At 33.8% G+C, this 19,078-nt stretch carries 22 protein-coding genes and 1 pseudogene; 19 read left to right on the top strand and 4 right to left on the bottom strand.

Translation table 11 applies throughout. The features are described from left to right. The first annotated feature begins 385 nt into the window (after positions 1-385). Positions 386-811, top strand: a complete 426-nt coding sequence (locus G6R40_RS06350; RefSeq protein ID WP_165133149.1) for a DUF6943 family protein — start codon at positions 386-388, stop codon at positions 809-811. A gap of 284 nt (positions 812-1,095) precedes the next feature. Here G6R40_RS06350 and G6R40_RS06345 read toward each other — a convergent pair whose 3' ends face one another. Genes G6R40_RS06345 through G6R40_RS06335 form a run of 3 tightly spaced genes read right to left on the bottom strand, consistent with a single transcriptional unit; the run spans position 1,096 to position 2,475 of the window. Next, a complete protein-coding gene (locus G6R40_RS06345) occupies positions 1,096-1,308 on the bottom strand; it encodes a hypothetical protein (protein ID WP_165133146.1) in 213 nt (70 codons plus the stop codon). Positions 1,309-1,311: 3 nt separating this feature from the next. Then, a complete protein-coding gene (locus G6R40_RS06340; RefSeq protein WP_165133143.1) occupies positions 1,312-1,707 on the bottom strand; it encodes a DUF5675 family protein in 396 nt (131 codons plus the stop codon). Between the two features lie 12 nt (positions 1,708-1,719). Beyond that, positions 1,720-2,475, bottom strand: coding sequence for a hypothetical protein (locus G6R40_RS06335; RefSeq protein ID WP_165133140.1), 756 nt, complete (start codon positions 2,473-2,475; stop codon positions 1,720-1,722). Positions 2,476-2,715: 240 nt separating this feature from the next. Between G6R40_RS06335 and G6R40_RS06330 the strand changes: the two genes are divergently transcribed. From G6R40_RS06330 to G6R40_RS15370, 7 genes and pseudogenes are all read left to right on the top strand, one after another. After that, positions 2,716-2,919: a hypothetical protein gene (locus tag G6R40_RS06330; protein WP_165133137.1), complete on the top strand. Its 204-nt coding sequence runs from the start codon at positions 2,716-2,718 to the stop codon at positions 2,917-2,919. A gap of 282 nt (positions 2,920-3,201) precedes the next feature. Further along, positions 3,202-4,534 (top strand): annotated as a pseudogene (locus G6R40_RS06325) (IS1182 family transposase). A 667-nt stretch (positions 4,535-5,201) separates the two neighbouring features. Further along, positions 5,202-6,614 (top strand): helix-turn-helix transcriptional regulator, encoded by a 1,413-nt coding sequence (locus tag G6R40_RS06320; protein ID WP_165133134.1) that lies wholly within the window; start codon positions 5,202-5,204, stop codon positions 6,612-6,614. A 3-nt stretch (positions 6,615-6,617) separates the two neighbouring features. Then, positions 6,618-7,616, top strand: a complete 999-nt coding sequence (locus tag G6R40_RS06315; RefSeq protein ID WP_165133131.1) for a hypothetical protein — start codon at positions 6,618-6,620, stop codon at positions 7,614-7,616. Positions 7,617-7,680: 64 nt separating this feature from the next. After that, positions 7,681-7,968: a transposase gene (locus G6R40_RS06310; protein WP_165133128.1), complete on the top strand. Its 288-nt coding sequence runs from the start codon at positions 7,681-7,683 to the stop codon at positions 7,966-7,968. A 5-nt stretch (positions 7,969-7,973) separates the two neighbouring features. Continuing rightward, positions 7,974-8,504: a DDE-type integrase/transposase/recombinase gene (locus tag G6R40_RS06305; RefSeq protein ID WP_165133125.1), complete on the top strand. Its 531-nt coding sequence runs from the start codon at positions 7,974-7,976 to the stop codon at positions 8,502-8,504. A gap of 77 nt (positions 8,505-8,581) precedes the next feature. Further along, positions 8,582-8,830: an integrase core domain-containing protein gene (locus G6R40_RS15370; protein ID WP_165133122.1), complete on the top strand. Its 249-nt coding sequence runs from the start codon at positions 8,582-8,584 to the stop codon at positions 8,828-8,830. Here the strand turns inward: G6R40_RS15370 and G6R40_RS06295 are convergent. After that, positions 8,725-9,048, bottom strand: a complete 324-nt coding sequence (locus tag G6R40_RS06295; protein WP_165133119.1) for a transposase — start codon at positions 9,046-9,048, stop codon at positions 8,725-8,727. The genes G6R40_RS15370 and G6R40_RS06295 overlap by 106 nt on opposite strands. A gap of 114 nt (positions 9,049-9,162) precedes the next feature. Here G6R40_RS06295 and G6R40_RS06290 point away from each other — a divergent pair, with 114 nt between their 5' ends. The 11 genes from G6R40_RS06290 (at position 9,163) to G6R40_RS15245 (ending at position 18,968) form a co-directional block, all read left to right on the top strand. Beyond that, a complete protein-coding gene (locus tag G6R40_RS06290; protein WP_165133116.1) occupies positions 9,163-9,759 on the top strand; it encodes a hypothetical protein in 597 nt (198 codons plus the stop codon). Positions 9,760-9,841: 82 nt separating this feature from the next. Continuing rightward, the gene (locus G6R40_RS06285) at positions 9,842-12,655 is read left to right on the top strand and encodes a thrombospondin type 3 repeat-containing protein (RefSeq protein WP_165133113.1); all 2,814 of its coding nucleotides are present in this window, start codon (positions 9,842-9,844) and stop codon (positions 12,653-12,655) included. A 280-nt stretch (positions 12,656-12,935) separates the two neighbouring features. Continuing rightward, positions 12,936-13,526 (top strand): hypothetical protein, encoded by a 591-nt coding sequence (locus G6R40_RS06280; RefSeq protein ID WP_165133110.1) that lies wholly within the window; start codon positions 12,936-12,938, stop codon positions 13,524-13,526. 67 nt (positions 13,527-13,593) lie between these two features. Further along, a complete protein-coding gene (locus tag G6R40_RS06275) occupies positions 13,594-14,265 on the top strand; it encodes a hypothetical protein (protein ID WP_165133107.1) in 672 nt (223 codons plus the stop codon). 652 nt (positions 14,266-14,917) lie between these two features. After that, positions 14,918-15,463, top strand: a complete 546-nt coding sequence (locus tag G6R40_RS06270) for a helix-turn-helix transcriptional regulator (protein WP_165133104.1) — start codon at positions 14,918-14,920, stop codon at positions 15,461-15,463. A gap of 431 nt (positions 15,464-15,894) precedes the next feature. Further along, a complete protein-coding gene (locus G6R40_RS06265; RefSeq protein ID WP_165133101.1) occupies positions 15,895-17,166 on the top strand; it encodes a T9SS type A sorting domain-containing protein in 1,272 nt (423 codons plus the stop codon). Between the two features lie 84 nt (positions 17,167-17,250). Then, on the top strand, positions 17,251-17,520 hold the full coding sequence (locus tag G6R40_RS06260) for a transposase (RefSeq protein ID WP_165133098.1): 270 nt from the start codon (positions 17,251-17,253) through the stop codon (positions 17,518-17,520). Positions 17,521-17,552: 32 nt separating this feature from the next. Then, entirely contained in the window at positions 17,553-17,921 is a 369-nt protein-coding gene (locus G6R40_RS15365; RefSeq protein ID WP_165133095.1) for an IS3 family transposase, read from the top strand. Next, complete coding sequence (locus G6R40_RS06250; protein WP_165133092.1) at positions 17,914-18,435, top strand: integrase core domain-containing protein; 522 nt, start codon at positions 17,914-17,916, stop codon at positions 18,433-18,435. Before G6R40_RS15365 ends, G6R40_RS06250 begins: the two co-directional genes overlap by 8 nt. 242 nt (positions 18,436-18,677) lie before the next feature. Beyond that, on the top strand, positions 18,678-18,800 hold the full coding sequence (locus G6R40_RS15250) for a hypothetical protein (protein WP_262887669.1): 123 nt from the start codon (positions 18,678-18,680) through the stop codon (positions 18,798-18,800). 39 nt (positions 18,801-18,839) lie between these two features. Beyond that, positions 18,840-18,968: a hypothetical protein gene (locus G6R40_RS15245; RefSeq protein WP_262887668.1), complete on the top strand. Its 129-nt coding sequence runs from the start codon at positions 18,840-18,842 to the stop codon at positions 18,966-18,968. Positions 18,969-19,078: the final 110 nt, after the last annotated feature.

Genomic DNA, 19,078 nt, shown 5'->3' with positions numbered 1-19,078 from the left:
TTTCCAGCGACTTGTCACGGTTTGTTATCAAAAAATATTTATGGTTTATTGACCATTTTGAGAAGCATCTTTTTGTGCGGACTTGTCTACCCTAATTTCCATACTTAGAAATTCTGTAAGAAGTTGTGCTGTCAAAAAATAAAAAAAGCAAAGCAAGTTAGGGGGCTTCCTGAATCCAGCCGCTAAGTTCTATAAAGGTCAAGCACTTCGTGTTTTTGGGAAAAGATTTTTTCGTATAAAATATACGCAAAAATTTTTTCCAAAAAACCTTGACAGAACGCCACGCCCCCTTTCAATCGGCTTTCTTTTTTTCTTTTTTTTCGGTTTTTTCTTGGTTTTCTTTTCAAAATATTTCGGCGGAGCATCAATTTTTAAATCGAAAACTATGCTCAATTTCAAAGTACGCACGTACAATTCCGAAAAAGGAACGCCTGAAAATTCAATTTTCATTTTATCAAGAGGAAAAAACGCAGGAAAACCACTTTTTGAACCTTGCCCGAATTGTTTTATCCTATATTGCAGGAACGAAACCGAAAAAGAAAACCTGTACTGGATATTTTACACCCTTTGGAAAAACGGATTTTTCCATCCGTATCTCTGCGGAAGTGTAATTGATATGCTTCGACTTTCAGAACTCAAAAAAGTTCTTCAAAATTGGATTATTCCAAGCTTTTCCAAAATGGAACAAAACGGAAAAATACTGCAGGACATCAAAGCAGTCTATCAACTCGAACAACATTATTCCAAACAATTGAAACAACTTTCAGAGCTTCGTGGTATTCTCGTACAGAAATACTATTACAAAATTTAATCTCATATTGTCAAAAACAAGAGCCTCTCAAATCTTTGAGAGGCTCATTTGTTCCAAAGTCACCACAACTTTTATTTCTGGAACTTGCTTTTTATGTTTCTGATAAGAAATTTGACTAGTAAGGTTGCCATAAAACTCGAAACTCCACCAACTGCAGCCAATAAAACTGTCTTGATTAGGTCTTCGGTCTGGATATTGACAAATATAGTTAACATCATTCCAAATGCCGTACTTACTTTTGTTGAGTTATCCACGTAATTCATAATAATATGGCTTAAAATGAATTAATTATCCCGATAAACAGCCGTCTGGCTAATTGCTGAAGCAATTCCGCCAGCAACTGCCAAATATCCCGCAACAGTTATTACAAACGCTGGAAGCGAAACCGGAGCTGTTGCAATAACTCCACTGACAGCTGTCAGAGCCAAACCAATATTTCTTATCATCTTAAAGAATTTCGGAGTCGGTTCCTGGATTCTTTCTATTACTTTTTTCATTGACTAACTTTTAATGATTAACTCAATCACAAAACCTTTTTCCAGGTATGGAAAAACGATTTCTTTCAATCGTTCAAAGGCAATCCGCGAGCGGATTCCTTTTCCTTCTCCGGTTAATTCCGATACCGGAGCAATACATCCATTCAGCTCCTTCAAAGCATCATTGGCAGGATGGAATAAAATATAATCCCTGTTTTTTACATTCATCACTTCCAGATGCCATTTGAATTTTGGACTGAAACGCTTTCTGACTTTGTATATTCCTTCAGGAATGCAGGAGATTCTTCTTTGGTTATCTTTCCAGAACAGTTCAATCGTTTTACAGATTTCCTTACCATTAAAAAATAAAATTCCATTAGTTCCTGAAGAAAAATACTGTCTTTGTAATACCAGTTTCATAATTAAAACAGATTACAATCCAACCACATCAATGAGTTTCAAAGCGTTAAAAGCTCCATTTTTCAATGAATACTTTTCGCTATTTACTTCCTGATAAAATTCCACACCCAAAGCTAAAAATAGCGGTTTTGTAGAATCTGCAGTCAGTTGCAAAGGAATATCAATCGCAGCCGTTAAGGTATTGTCCCAAGGATAAATAATTGTTTCCCCTGTTGGAGCAATATAGCTTTCATTCTCAAAATCGATTTCCATTGCTGCAGCGGTCAATTTGAAATGAGTCGTTCCTCCCGGAGCTGCAATCATATTCGCCGGAATAAAAGGATCGAAAGTTACACCGGCTTCACCTGTTGCTCTGTCTAATGCACTTGTCCAGGGAGCATAAATAGTATTTCCCAATTTTCCATTAGCATTGAAATCAAAACCGATTAAAAGCTCCGCTTCGCCATCAATAACATTTCTTTGACCTCTTGGGTTGGTAGCATCCATTTGAATGACTTTGACCATTTCTTTGGTCAGCCGGCTTACCATTTTGCTGTCATTGATATTTTGCAAAAGCTGTCGGATAGAATTTCGCAGAACTTTCCCGGCTTTTCCTGCACGTCCGAACTCCGCACCGTTTTCCCGGGTTCTTTGAAAAGCGGGATCGGTTCTTATTCTCTCTGCAGGGATTCCTCCTTTTTCTCTGGCTAAATAGCCGTCTTTGGACTTATAGAAGGTAATACCTCCAATCGTTCCGTCCAGTTTGATAATACTTCTTTGTCTTGCCATTGTCTTACTTTTTATTAGATTGATTTCCGGATGTTCATAGGTGCATCCGCTCAAACCTCGTGAATTCACAAGACAAAATTTCATAAAATGCAGATTCAATACAAGTTCACGTGCCAATACAGACCTATTTTACCGAATTGGTAAGAAGTTTCGGTTTGGGGAAGAAAAAGAAATATTTTACATTTGTATAGTCACCGCAGAATCAGTATAGCAACTCCCAGCCAAAAGTATGGATAGAGTATGAAAAAGAGAATGCAGAGACTTTGTATTTACCCGAAAGATGTTCAGAGAATCACAGGACGTAGTGAGCGATACAGCCGTAATCTTATCCGTAGAATTATGCAGGAATTAAATAAGAAAGAGCATCAGTTTCTGACAGTTTCAGAATTTTGTAATTATGCCGGAATTGATGAAGAAAAAGTTACGGAAATGATAAGAGATTGACCTATTCAAAATTTGTATAACTCCTCTGAAATTCATATATTTGCTTAATACGATTTGACAATAATTGTTCAAATTTCCGAGGTGGAATATTCGGTTACCTAACAAAATCAATCTTATGAAAGCTCCTGTAATAAAGCCGTAAGATGAAAAATATATATTCCTGGAGAAACCACGAGAGAAGCTGTCTCAAAAGTGAGGCAGCTTTTTTTTTATGTTTTTCATAAAAAAAGGAAAGCGAAAGCTTTCCTAATTGATGCAAATTGATTAATTGGCTGTGTGTCAATTAAATCAAAGGCAGTCTTTAAAGCTTACAACCCCGAAGAAAATTTGCTTTTTCCACCCAATTTATCGGGGTTGATCGATAAAAAGCATCCGGTGAGAATAGTTTCCAGTATTATTGATGGCTTGGATATTAAAACATTAATCAAAAATTATAAACCAGGTGGAACTTCGTGTTACCATCCTAAAATTCTATTGAAACTTTTAGTTTATGCCTACTTAAGTAATATGTACTCGAGCCGTAAAATGGAACAAGCCTTGAAAGAAAACATTCATTTCATGTGGCTTTCTGGGATGAGCCGTCCCGATCATAATACATTAAACAGGTTTCGTAGTGAGAGGTTAAAAAGTGAAATTAAATCCATTTTCACTCAAATTGTTTTGCTTTTGGAGAAGGAAGGTTTGGTGAGTTTGGCAACCACTATTGTGGACGGAACCAAGATAGAAGCTAATGCCAATCGTTATACTTTCGTGTGGGGAAGAGCCATCAAAAAGCATAAATCAAGGATTGCAGAGCAACTTGAAGAACTTTGGAACTACGCAGAAGAAGTGGCAAAAAATGAACTTCAAAACCCAGAAACTCTAGATTTTAAGGAAGTAGATGCAGAAAAGGTAACTCAAACTATTGAGAAGATTAATGAGGTTTTGAAGAATAAAAAAAATACCTTCAAAGATTCGTCAAAAGCTGAATTATGCAAAGAAAAACTGGGCTACGAATTTAGAAAAATACAAAAAACAGCAAGAAATATTAGAGCACAGAAATTCCTATTCCAAGACAGATACAGATGCTACTTTTATGAGAATGAAGGAGGATTACATGCGAAACGGGCAACTCAAACCCGCTTACAATCTACAGATTTCTACTAATAATCAATTTATTTTGCATTATTCCATTCACCCCAATCCAACCGACACCAAAACCTTAGAATCTCACCTAAAAGGCTTTGAAGAAAGCTATGACAAAGTTCCCAAAGAACTTGTTGCCGATGCAGGTTATGGCTCGGAAGAAAATTATAATCTTCTACAATCAAAGAAAATAAAGGCTTATGTTAAATATAATTATTTCAGAAAAGACCAAAAATCGGGACAAATAACCACTTCACAAAGCAATCCCAAATTGGCAAGAATCAGAGAAAAAACATTCAAGCTTCTCCAAACCAAGAAAGGCATCAAACTCAGGAAACAACGGTGTCATGATGTAGAGCCGGTTTTTGCAGAACTCAAACACAACAAAAATTTTAAACGTTTCATGCTTCGAGGAAAAAACAAAGTCGAGGTAGAAATCGGCATACTTGTTATTGCTCACAATCTAAAGAAAATGGCAAAAGCAGCCTAAAACAGACTGCTTTTTTTAACTTTTTTCTCTCTTTTTTCAAGATTTTAAAAATGTAACCCCTCAAAAAATAAAATCTTATAATAAATAAGAAAAGAGACTGCCTTTTTGAGACAGCCTCTTTTTTTTTGATTATTTTTTTGAAATTATTTAGTCTCACTTAATTCTATATTTTGTTGCTGATGCAAAAAATCAACAGCTGATTTTAAACTTTCAATTCGTGTTTTTTCAGAAAGTTCAGTAGAAAAATCGAATGCCAATATTTTTCTTGAAAAATTATCAACAATACTGTAAATGTAATATTTTATGCCATCTTAAGTTTTGTATACACTCACATCCATGTGCCAAACCTGATTTGGGAAATCAGCTCTTACAGAAATTTTCTTTTTTACTTTTTTGTATGATTTTCGAGTTCTGTTAAGTTGCAATAGTTTACAATACAATTACCAAGTTGGTCTGCTTATCCCAATCGCTTTGTGTTTGACAGCATACCCTCAAACAGAATCAGAAGACTGTTGTGTTTACTTTATTAATAAATAATTTTAAAGTATTATTAATGATGTTTTTTTTGTTAAAAAACTATATATATTAGCAGATTTAATTTAATAATGTAATATTTAAATTAAATGAATAAAAATAATAGCTTTGTAGTCATAAAATTTGCCAATTTATGAAGAAATTTATTTTCTTAAATTTTATTTTAATTTATGCCCATCTATTTTCTACAGATTATGACATGGTCAAACAAATTGATCAGGGCATTGCTTTGTATAGAAAAGAATATTCAAGAAATAGTTTTACAAATAGAGATGCAGAGCTAACGGATCTATACTATTTAGCTAAGGAAGTAAGTCACGAAAAAGCCCAAATAGATGCTGTCTTATTATTGAGTAATTCCTTTGTGTTGCAGAAAAAATTTTATCAAATAATTGTAAAAGCTGAAGATGCTAAAAGAATAGCTTATAAAATAAATGATTATCAATCGTTAGCACATTTAAAAAATTATATCGCAGGCGCATTGATTTATTCAGGTTTTCACGAAGAAGCGAAAAAAAATATAAACAAAAGTATTGAGTTTAGTAAGTTTTTAAAAGATAAAGAACAACGGAAAATATTAGATTATAATAATTGTATTTATTTAGCCAAATATTACCAATTTCAGCATAAGAAAGATTCGGTTTTTTATTATTTAAACAAAGCTATTGCAACAGCTTCTGAGATTAACGAAACTTCGCAGAATAAAGCTTTTTATAAGACAGATGGAATTTTGCATATAGCTGAATTTCACTTGTCTGAAAAGCAACCAGAAGCTGCAGAGAAGCATTTAATGAGTATTTCACAAAATATTAAAAGTGTATATCAAACTGCGGATTACCTTTTTCTCCAAGCAAAAATTGCTTTTCTACAAAATAATGAAATGCTATCTTTAGAATTATATAAAAAAGCAGATTCTCTGGCATCAGAAATTAATTATGATATTTTAAAAATAAAGGTTTATAATGATTTAGCTGTGTATTATAAGGCTAAAGATGATTTGAAAAAGCACATCTATTATCTAAAAAATGGAAACACGATAAGTGATAGTTTAATATATCTTACCCATGCCCAAATTGACAGAATTAGCCAATTTCAAAGTCACGAAAGCCAAAATTTTTTGCAAAGTAAAAGTGTTTTAATTGTTGTTATTTTATTGATTGTGCTGATTTTTGTGATTAAACGAAGAAAAACCTTTAGAAAACCAAAACCAATACATATTGAAATCGAAAAAAAGTTTTTAGATATAGTCACGCCAATATCTATTACAGAATTAACAAGTTTAACACATGATAATAATCCATTATTCTATGCCAATTTTAAAAATGTATTTCCCAGTTTTGAAGATAAACTACTGAAAGTAAATCCACTTTTAAAACCTATGGGTCTGGAAGTCTGTGCTTTGATGAAGCTTAATTTTACAACTAAGCAAATAGCGGTTATTAAAAATGTTTCCATAAGATCTGTTGAGGGGAGAAAATATCGCATTCGAAAAGCACTTGAGATAAATCAAAACGAAAACATATATGTTTGGATTTCTAAACTATAATTTATGAGGAAAATTTATATGGTTTTTTTTGTGTTTTACAGCATTGTTTTTTATTCACAAAAACAATGGTCAGAAAAACAGATTGATAGCATTCAAAATACAATTGCGACAACAAATGCTCAAAATGTCGACAAAATTGAGGCTGTCTGTACAGAGTTGTATTATCAATCAAAACAAATCAATTATAAAAAAGGACAAATAGAAGCTTTGTTACGAAAGATAGCTTTTAAAATTAATAGTAGAAATTATGATGATGTAGAACAATATCTGGACGAAACCAAAAAGCTTTCCAATGACATTCAAGATTATTTTTATTTGACAAAAGCGAATGCGATGGAAGTGTCAATGCTTAGCCATCTTCAGCTTCATACAAAGGCAAAAAAAAAATTGGATGAAAACTTTAAACTAATACCCAAAATCGAAGATATTGGAAAAAGAAGGTTTATGGAAACCTATTATTATGCAAGGTATATCAATTTATATCAAAATAATAAAGACTCTTTACAATATTTTTCAAATCAGAGATTGAAGACAGCATTGCTACTCCCCGACACGGAAGCCTCCAAGCCTATTATAATTGTGTCTTCAGCAGGATATTTAACGCATTATTATTTTCATGCTAAAAAACCCAAACAAATTGATTATTATCTGAAAGTTCAAGAGAAATATATCGATAAAATAGATAATCTTTTTGATTTGATACATTATCATAAGAGAAAAGCAGAGTATATCTTCGATTATGAAAAAAATTCAAAAGATTATCTAGATCGTAGTCTTTATCATTTTAAAAAGGCTGAAAAGTATGCACAACAATATAAAAACCCAGAACTGCTGGAATTGCTATACCCCGAAATAGCACGCATCTATGAAGATAAAAATGAAATTGATAAGCAAGTTTATTATCTTAATAAATATACGAAACTGACAGATTCTATTAAGAAAAAGAACACAACCGCGGTGGCTAATATTGTTTATCAAGATAAACAGAAATCATATGTATAATACCCTCACAAAACTGGACCAATATTTAAGTTGAAAAAGATTAACTTTAAACAAGTCTAGAATTATGAAAACAGGGAGACGCAAATTCGATTCTGCATTTAAGGCAAAAGTAGCCCTTGAAGCATTAAAAGAGAGAGAAACTCTACAACAATTAGCTCTAAAATATGAGTTACATCCCAATCAAATCTCACAGTGGAAGCAGGAGTTTATAGAAAAATCTGCTCAGGTTTTTGAAAGTAAAGTTCTTAAAGAAAGTAGTGATGAGAGTGTTTCGGAGCTTTATCAAAAAATTGGCAAGCTAGAGATGGAGAAAGAATTTCTAAAAAAAAACTTGAAACGCTTCGGACTATGATAGATATGCGATTATTGATCGATAAAAACGATCAATTTAGTATTCGAGAGCAGTGTGACCTTTTGGAGATTAATCGTTCAGGATTCTATTATCGAGCTAAAGCAGAGCGTAAAGAGAATTTAGAAGCCATGCAACTTATGGATAAACATATTCTCGAAGAACCCACCGCAGGAGTTATCACGATGCAGAGTATGCTGGAGGAATGTGGTATGAAAATGAGTTATGAAAGAGTCCGTAGGTTGATGCGTAAAGCAGAGATAATGCCTATTTATCCTCGTCGTATGCTTACTCAAAAAGGGAAAAATAAATATATTTATCCCTATTTATTGAGAGGGATGAACATTACCAAGCCCAATGAAGTTTGGCAAATAGACATCACCTACCTACCCATGAAAAACGGATTTATGTATCTCACAGCCATTATTGATGTGTATAGCCGATACATCGTTGGTTGGGGATTGAGTAATAGTTTGGAGGCCTTGGAATCTTTAAAAGTAGTACAACAAGCGGTAGCAACTTATGGAAACCTGAAATAATCAATTCCGACCAAGGCTCGCAGTTTACCTGTTATGAGTATGTAAACTACCTTAAAAACGAGCGTATAAAAATCTCAATGGATGGTAAAGGAAGAGCTTTGGACAATATTTTTATTGAAAGATTTTGGAGAACTTTAAAATATCAATACATTTACCTCAATCCCAAAGACAATGGTTTAGACCTTTATTTAGGAATTAAACAATGGCTAGAAAAATACCATTATCGTAAACACCAAGGAATAAACAACAAACCCCAAAATAGTCCGAAGCGTTTCAAGTTTTTTTTTAGAAATTCTTTCTCCATCTCTAGCTTGCCAATTTTTTGATAAAGCTCCGAAACACTCTCATCACTACTTTCTTTAAGAACTTTACTTTCAAAAACCTGAGCAGATTTTTCTATAAACTCCTGCTTCCACTGTGAGATTTGATTGGGATGTAACTCATATTTTAGAGCTAATTGTTGTAGAGTTTCTCTCTCTTTTAATGCTTCAAGGGCTACTTTTGCCTTAAATGCAGAATCGAATTTGCGTCTCCCTGTTTTCATAATTCTAGACTTGTTTAAAGTTAATCTTTTTCAACTTAAATATTGGTCCAGTTTTGTGAGGGTATTATAATGTACTTTAAAATTACAAGTTTTAAACCGATATCAGAAATTGTTTTGAATAAGACAGTTTTTGCTATTGTCTTGTTTTTTTTAAATATTTCTATTGTTAATGGACAAGTAAGATTTGAAGAAACTAATAATCTATCTTCTAGAATAACAAACAAAAAAGATAGAACTATAACTATTATTAACAAAAATGTAGTTAAACAAAAACATAGTGAAAATCGAAAGTCTAATATTGAGAAAGTTGTAATTTCTGTTTCTAATAGTACAATTATTTATGGTGCTGAGAACCTCTCAAATGTAAAGATTGTTTATTTAGAAAAAAATAAACAGCATCCACAGAAAACTAAAAGTAAAGTCTTAGTTGCTAAAAGACTAGTTAAAAAGAACCTGCCACAAACGCCTAAAGCTCTTCATCTACAACTTACAGCACCTACTTCCTCTGAAGTATTTAAAAATATTCTAGCAAGGAAGTCGGAGATGTTTAGTAGCAGCCATTCTTTTAATCTCGCAACATACAAAATTTTTAGTATTAATATTGGTAAAATATTGGTACTAAAAGAATTCAATAAGAATTACAAAAATCCTCTGCTGTCCTTACATTATTTTGGAGAACAATACTTTACCAGACCACCTACATCCATTTAATTTAATTTTTAGAAACAATTTTGCTGAGATTATTCTTTTTCTTGGCCTATTATAATTTTAAAAAATTTATTAAATGAGAAATATGAAAAAATATTTATCAGCTTTTCTTGTGCTGTTTTCCGTGGTAGTAATTTTCTCGCAAGATGCGAGTAAATTGTATCTTTCGTCTGGAAGTACGGGCCGTGTGTACGAGGTTAATACCACTAATGGTGCTGTAACAGCGATAACAACACCATCTTATTTTAATGCTAATAATGGAACAGCGGTAAGTAGCTTAGCTTTAGGTTATGACACGGTAACTCCTAATCCTTTGGTTTTTATGCATGCTAATACAGCATCTGTAAGTACTTTATATAAAAATGGCCAGAACACAGGTACAGGTCTTAATTTACTTGGAGCATTAGGAGGTTTAACAACTAATAATGTACCAGGGAATTATTATGGTTTTGTATATGGTATGGATGGAAAACGAATGTATAGAGCATACCCTACCAGTGCAGACCTTGGTGCCATTACTGGGGATACTACTTGGACTAATGGGACAACTTTTGCGACCGATGTCTTCTTTGATTATCAAAATAATTTTTATTGTATCATTACAAATGGTAGTGAAAGATATTTATACAAAATAAATTTAGCTACACCCACAGTAGCAACTCAAGTTTCAAAAATTTCGGGTCCCGTAGGTACTGTCAATGCTACAGCCAATGCAAGTAACGCTACTAGTATTGGAAATGCAAGAGGTGCTGCCTATTTAAATGGATTTATATATTTGGTTTCAGGTACTGAGACAAATACTAATATTAATTTTTATAAAGTCAATATTAATGATGGTGTATCTTCACATATTGCAACAACAACAGTGGCAGGATCAACTATAGGTGGTGGTAATCTTGATCTTGCATCGGTCCCGTATTATGTTCCTTTTAATTTTAATTGTGCAGGAGCAACCTTACAAGGAGGGAGTTTTATCCAAGGGACATCTTCTACAAAAACGATGAGAATACCTATTATTAATGTTATTACACCAGGTACTTATAATATTAATGTATCTGGAGCAGATTTTACAACATCTGTAGCTACTTTAGTTGTGGCGGCTAGTTCTACATATATTGATGTGCCAATTAACTATACTGGTTCAGGAAACATTGGTACTAGAAATGTTACATTTTCACTAAACGGTTCTTCAACATCTTGTGTTATTCCTGTTACAATTGCCGGAAAAGATTCAGATGGAGATGGCGTGCCAGATTGGCAAGACCTAGACTCGGACAACGATGGTATTTTGGATAATGTAGAATGCCCGCCAACGGAATTGGTAACCAACGGGACATTTACCGGAAATGCTAATGGATGGACTTTAGGGACAGGATGGACCTATATAAGCAACTATATAAATAATCAAAACAATGGTAGTAATAATTATGCCTTAACACAAACTTTGAACAATCTGGACAAAGTAAAAGGCAGCGTTGTTGCTCTAAATCTTAACCTAGGAGCACAAGACGGAACTCAAGCAGCTGGGAGTACAGCTTCGCTAAATATAAAACTAAATGGTGTTATTTATGCCACACTAAACAATAGTACACTTCGAGATAATTCTAATATTACTATTACAATGGCAAATGGTGCTACAAGTAATTTTGTGACTTATGGTACTAATGGAGTAAACGGTTTTAATTGGCAAAATTTCATTATTTATATACCATACACAGGACCTGCTACAGCAACGCTTTCTTTTGAAATGACCTCTGCCAATGATGATTGGGCATTGGATGATATATCAATTAAAGCTATGATCTGTGATACTGACGGAGATGGGATTCCTAACTATTTAGATTTAGATTCTGATGATGATGGTTGCGTTGATGCAATAGAAGGTGGCGCTAACTTTACCAATGCTGATCTACATACAGCCACAGGAATAATTGCCAGCCAAACACCTAACCAAAACTTAGGAAATACAGTGGATGCTAATGGTGTTCCGATAATTGCTGGGGCTGCAGGACAAGGAGTTGGTAATGCGCAGAATACTATGCTTAATGATTGTATTGCTTTTGTTTGTCCGCCAGACCCTTATGCAGCCCAACAGACTTGGTGGTTGCCTTCTGGTACTAATAAAGTAAGAATAGACTTTCAAACAGGGTCAGCGGTTCTCAATAATCCAGCATCTGGCTTTTTAGGACAGGGGACTTTTAATGGATTTGAGGGTAATACAACCGTAACGCACCCTGTAACTGGAGAATTACTTTTTGTTACAGATGGTAATGTGGTTTACAAAGGCGCAACTGGAGCACAAGCGACTGGGCCAGCAGTGGGAGGTACTAATACTAGTGAAGAAGCTGCTGCTGTAATCCCTGATCCACAAGGAGTGTTGGGAAGAGATTTTATTATTTTTGGTAATAGCGCGGCAAATTCACCTGGAGGATTACTGAGTGCTAAATACAATCTTGATACGAACGTTATTTCTGGAGTTACTAGTGTTTTGCCTTTCAATACAATTTATGAATCATTAGAAGTAATTCCTCATACTAATGGTACAGATTATTGGATTTTGGTAAACACAGTTGACCAGAAAGTAAAATCATACCTTTATTCCAAAGCAAGTGGTTTTAATTCTACTGCTGTCTCATCGACCGATGTTAGCAACCTTGCAGGAGCAAGTTCATCTGCAATTGCTGTAAATTCATTTATATCTTGGGACCCAAGAATAGCAGGGAAGTTATTGATTGCACGACATAATAAAGTGGGGTTGGCTAATTTTAATCCATCCACAGGTGCATTAGGTACTTGGGTGGTAAAAGTTACTGTTAACTCGGCAGTTAATACTGTAGATCAAAATTCCACAACTGGTTATAGCGCTGCTATATCGCCAAATGGTAGGTATATATTATAACGAATATAATGCCACTAATAATACTGGAATTCTAAAATATTATGATATTCAATCTGGGCTTACAACATCTCTTGAAGCCACATCAGCTGGTATGAATGAGTTGAAAATAGCTCCCGATGGGAGATTATACAAAATCGGTTATGTAAGTAATAATAGAAGATTATTTTACTTGAATACCAACGCAAATACACCTCCAAGTAATGTTGGTTCATTGTTACAGTTTAATACAGATGGAAGAGACATTGGGCTTCAGTTCCCTAACAATGTATACTGGGGTTGTATGGTTTGCCAATCAGGTACAGATGCTCCTATATTAGCAAACACTACTATTAATGCAAATGTTTCTACAATAGGAAATTTAATTTCGTTATTATCTGCTAGTAATCAACCAACAGGTACTGTCATTACTATTCACTCAGGAACTCCTGCTACAGATGCTAATAAATTGACAAATAATACTGCAGTTGTATCAGGTTCAACTTATTATGTGGCTTATTATGATGGGTTAGCAATTTGCTATAGTCCCACGACGGCAATTATTGTGAAAAATCAGTGCTACAAACCCGGTATTATGGATACAGGAAATACTTATCCATCACAGCAAGGTATTACAGCTTTGGGTAGAGCAGGAGCTAACAACGGCAACTGGCCAATGCTTAGAGAGAGCGCTTGGACAGTTTTAGAATCCAAAGAAAAAGGCTTTGTCGTGAACAGAGTGGCTACTACGGCTGGTTTAGCAAATATTACCAACCCGATAGAAGGTATGATGGTGTATGATACAGAGGCTAAATGTCTCAAGATTTATACATTGAAAGAAGGCGATGTAGCTATGGCATGGCATTGTATTACCACGCCAGCTTGTCCTGATTAATGACTATAAAATTATTTAACCATCCTTCAAGGTTTAAAAAACCTTGAAGGATTAAATAACAATCTACATGAAAAATATAAAAAATATACTCGCAATAGGCTTATTAGGTTTATCATTTTCAGCGGTTGCTCAAGTGGCAATAGGTAAATCTGAACTGAGCAAAATCCAACCCGCTAATACAATTACCAACCCTAGTATTGCATTAGAATTTTATGATAAGGCCGATAACAAAAAAGGCTTGGTTTTACCTTGGACTTCTACCGTTAATAACCAACCTATAGCCTATAATGCAACAACGGGCGCTGGTTATCGAGGAATGCAAGGCACGATAGCAAATGGAACAATTATTTTTGACTTGTCGGATAAGCAAGTCAAATACCGTAAAGACGGCGCTTGGTTTAGCCTTACCGCTCCAAGTTTTCCGTTAACCTATACCAATACTTCTAATACCGCTATTACCGTAAACAGTCCAGCAGATTTTGTATCAATAAACAGTTCATTACAGGATAATGTAAAAGAGAGTTCTGATGCAAAAGCGGCAATTGGGGCTAATGGTGCAACAGATACAACAGCTGGCATTCTGGTTCTTACCGATACCAACAAAGCGATGGTATTACCCAAAGTAGCCAGTCCACATCTTAATATCAAAAATCCTACACCAGGAATGATGGCTTATGATACAGTCAAAAAGCAATTGGCTGTTTACAACGGTACTGTCTGGAGCTTTTGGAAGCCTTAAGAAATTCTGAAGATGCATATGATGTTTAATGGCTGTAGAAATTGTTCTGCAGCCATTTAAAGAAAAAAATGATTCTTATGAGGAATGACAGAAAAAAGTGGTCGAGCGTAAAATAGTAAAATCTTACATCTGCAATCTTTTTAACGATATAGAATGAATAGATATAGAAATTGTGATATTATTAAAATTTCTATGTATCACTAGTATTGAAAGATATAAAGTCGAACACAGGAAAATTAAGCCTGTTTATTTCAAAAAAATATTTCACAAGGCTTTCTAGATTATAAATCTAAAGGCTAAACAAATAACTGTTATTAATTAAAGCAATTAATATTTAGTATTGATAATTTGCTTGTGACTATTGAAAAGGTTTATCGTCTTTTTTTATAAAAATATTATTTTCAATTTCCCAATAACTCTGCCTTAAAAAACTTAAAGATATTATACTTACATCTTACATTTACATTTCAAAAACTTACATTTCCTTATTTTGGAAAGTTACACGATTATTTTATGATTAATATTATATAGTAAAGCTACTGAATTGAGTATAAGTATGGCGTTTTCAGGTAGTATCACTTCAAACTTATTGTTTGTATTTTTTGTTGAAACAGTATTTTTGAGTGGGTCTAAACACAAATGATTATAAAGAATGTCAAAAGAAAATTTTATAAATGAAAATAAACAGAGCCCTTACTTTTGCGAAGAAATGAATAAAGTGTGCTCGAAATTAGAAGGTATAGATGTTGAAAAGGAATATATAAATAATAAAGCGGATAGAGATTATAATAGATTTTCATTGAAATATTTATTCGATTATTTACAAAATAAGTTTTCAACAATATTCTCAAAATTTAAAAAAAGAGAATCAAATAAAAATAGTAATTCCTTTTCTATAACTGATCCAGAGTTAATTCTTTACTTGACAGAATTGGCTTATAAGAATGATAAAATGTTTTTCATTTCTTTCCTTAAAATTTTTCCAGAATTCAGTTCGAAACTTACTAAAATCAATCCCTCAATTAAATCAACCGATGTAGAGTTCTGTGCATTATTAAAACTGAATTTAAATACTAAAGAAATTGCAAGAATACGAAAGCTTTCTGTAAGAGCGGTTGAGGCTAAAAAGTATAGAATACGAAAAAAATTAGGAATCTCTACGAAAGATTGTATGTATAATTGGATCAATAAAATATAATAGTTGGACGGAAGATTTAGTTTAAAAATCAATATGTAAGCGCTAATATTTTGATTTTTAGCGCTTTGTCGTTTTTTTGAGTGTATTGGTGTAATCGAGTCAGTAGTTCTATGGCTTGTGTGTGTAGTTTTAATACCTGTTTCTTAGGGTGTTTATAGTGTTGTACTTATAGATTTGCTGTCGCTTGTTTTTTAAATATAAATATTAAAAAAGCGAGTATACAAATGTCTTTATATAATAAAAAATTTATTGTCAAAATCTAAACAATGTTGTGAATAATTACAATGTTGTTTGTGCTTTTGAGGGACTTTTTGAACCGCGCTTTTTTTTAATTTTTTTTTAGAATACTAGTATAAATTTCAACACCTTAAAATTATAATATTATGAACAAAACTTTTACTTATGTTGTTAGTTTATTATCTACAACCGCTTTGCTGTTTAATCAAACTAAAGCTCAAAGTATCCATGTATTCGAAAATTACGGACCGCCAATTGTTTCTGTAAACGACTTAGGTAAGGCCATTACCCCAAGTACTTACTATGATTTTGCAACCAACACTTTTACGCCTGTAGAACCTAATATAGTGCGTCTGTTTAATATCAATAACAATGGAGATGTTACAGGCTCTATTGAGATGTTGGATAATCCTAGTAATGTACAGCCAGCTTATAAATTATCAAGCGATACCGAATGGCAAAGAATTCCATGGTTCGAAGAATCTGATCCTACAATTTCCACTTTTGATATTGGCAATATTTCCTCCAATGGCCGGTATGTTGTTGGTTATATGAGTGTTGGTTCCACAAATTTTGGTTCATTTGTTTTCAATACAGAAACTAAACAATTTACTAAAATTATTGATGCAACTAACTCAGTTTATAAAACCATTCGTCTATATGGCATTAATAATAACGGAATTGCTGTCGGATATGTAACAAAAACTGGGCAAAGTACCCGTATCCCCATGTATATGAATCTCCAAGATCAGGTTGTTCATGAGCTTCAACTTGGGAATATAGCTGCAGGGGTAGCTGATATGTCTTATGATATCAATAATAATAATGTGATAGTAGGAAGGATTGGGTCTGATTTTGGATTTAGATACAATATTAGCACACAACATTTAAGTACATTTGATTACCCTGATAATCCATATCCATCGTATATCACCAATTTAACACATATTTCTGATAATGGGATAGCTGTAGGCTATGCAACAATTTCTATATCACCTATTTATACGGAAGCTATCATTATAGATCCATCAAAAGACCCCAATAAGATATTTTATATCAGCGATTATTTGGCAGAAAAAGGTATCAGCTATGAAACGCCTGATGGAATGGCGATTTTAGGAAATGCATTTGTAATTTCTGACAACGGTAGATATATTGGCGGGTATTGTAATGGCAATGTACCAGGATGGATGGTTGACTTAGGAGGGCCGAATTTGTCTGTAAATCAAGATGAAACATCTGCAATTACTATTTTTCCAAATCCAACAAAAGATTATTTTTCATTAAAAGGAATTACTGATTTCTCAAAAATATCAATTTTTTCCACAGAGGGAAAATTGGTGAAATCATTTAATTCAAAACAAGATTCTTACGATATATCTGATCTTAGCATCGGTATATATTTGATTTCTATCAAAAATAAGCAGGGCAAAAACAATTTAATCCGACTTATTAAGTCCAATTAGGCTCGCATGTTATTGTAAGTCTCCCTAAAAACTGGACAAATTATAACCCTACAATTAATGATAAAAAACAATTAATTTTAGGATATGAGAACAAGTAAATTTACAGACAGTCAGATTTTGGCAATTTTGAAAGAATTTGAATCGGGACAAACAGCAAAAGAATTATCTCGAAAATACGGTTTCCATTACCAAACCTTGCACGATTGGAAGAAGAAATTTAGTGGAATCAGTTCTACAAAAGAGCTTCAAAAAATCAAAGAATTAGAATCGGAGAACAGCCGATTGAAAAAGATGTTTGCCAACTTAAGTTTGGAACATGAAGCTTTGAAAGATGTGATGTCAAAAAAGTGGTAAAGCCTGTTAAAAAGCGAGAGATTGTGGAATTTATGACTCGTGAACATGCACTCAACATCAGACAGGCGTGTAAATGTGTGAGTTTGGAAAGGAGCAGTTTCTACTATCAATCTAAAAGAAAAGAAGATTCCGAACTTATTGATTGTTTGAGTGAGCTTTCTGAGAAACATCCAAGCTATGGATTTAAGAAAATGTTCCATAGCCTTCGGAATCGGGGTTTTGGATGGAACCACAAGAAAGTATATCGAGTTTACAAAAAACTCGGACTAAATCTTTTGAGAAAACGAAGAAGAAGGCTAGCTTCAAGAGAACGTCAGAATTTGGAAGTTCCTAATCGCTACAATGAAGTTTGGAGTATGGATTTGACTACGTCGAACCACTTCGTTAGGTTTTATGAGTGATGCATTGTTCAATTCAAGAAGGTTCCGAACGCTAAATATCATTGACGATTACAACAGAGAAGCCATTTGGATGGAAATTGGTCTCTCCATTGGGGCAATGCACATGACCGACCTGTTGAAGTGGATTGTAAAAGAGAGAGGAAAGCCAAAAGCAATTCGGACTGATAATGGTCCTGAGTTCACCAGTTCTACTTTCACGAATTGGTGTCACAAACACAGAATTGAAATTCGATACATTCAACCAGGAAAACCTGTTCAAAATGCCTTTATTGAAAGATTCAATAGAAGTTACCGGACGGAAGTTTTGGATGCAAGAATCTTTAATAATTTGATAGAAGTAAGAGAAATTACTGCAGAATGGTTAACACAATACAACAATGAAAGACCGCATGAAAGCTTGGGAAACTTATCCCCAATGCAATATTTGTTGAAAAAGGAAAACTCGCCAAAGCAGGATTCCATCATTGAGTTTCCTCCTTTTCAACAAAATTTTTCAACATCAACAACAGAATGAAATATTTTATAGTTTTACAAAACAAAATGAGGGTATAATTCTGTCCAACGTTTGGGGAGACTTACACTGGGTTAATGGGTGCGCATCCGTAATACGACCGATGCGCACCCGTGCCTTGTCCTGTGCGCAGAGGATAACCTACAGATGCGCATCCGTGCGAATGATGTAATCTTGCCAAAAGAAAAAGGGGGATTATGGCCTTAGCGATGTGCGCCAAATGGCGATCTATGCTGATAGTTTTTATGAAAAGGCTGAAGACAAGTTTACCAAATGCTATGCTGAAGAGGCTGGCTACGAAGTCATCTGTAACAACAGAACAGGACAAGAAAACTGGTGGTGCACCTTATGAAAATAATGTTATTTAATTAAAGAATTATCAGAAAACTTCGGCTTCTTATAAATTTTTGCAAAAGGATTACTTCGGAAGTATCTTGACGATAAGTGATGAAGAAGGCAACGCAGTAGAGCAAAGACATTTTGATGCTTGGGATTTGTGGATCATGTGGCAAAAATCCAGTAGACTTTTAGCATGACCGTATTAATAAGTAATCATAATCTTAAAATAGACAATGGCGCAATAGTAACCGGCCAATCTGGCATACTGAGCATTCTAAGGTAAAAACAAGCTACAAATATATATGAA

Origin of the sequence: Chryseobacterium sp. POL2 (assembly GCF_011058315.1) — a bacterium.
In the GTDB taxonomy this organism is placed as follows: domain Bacteria; phylum Bacteroidota; class Bacteroidia; order Flavobacteriales; family Weeksellaceae; genus Soonwooa.
This window is presented reverse-complemented; position numbering and strand designations above follow the sequence as displayed.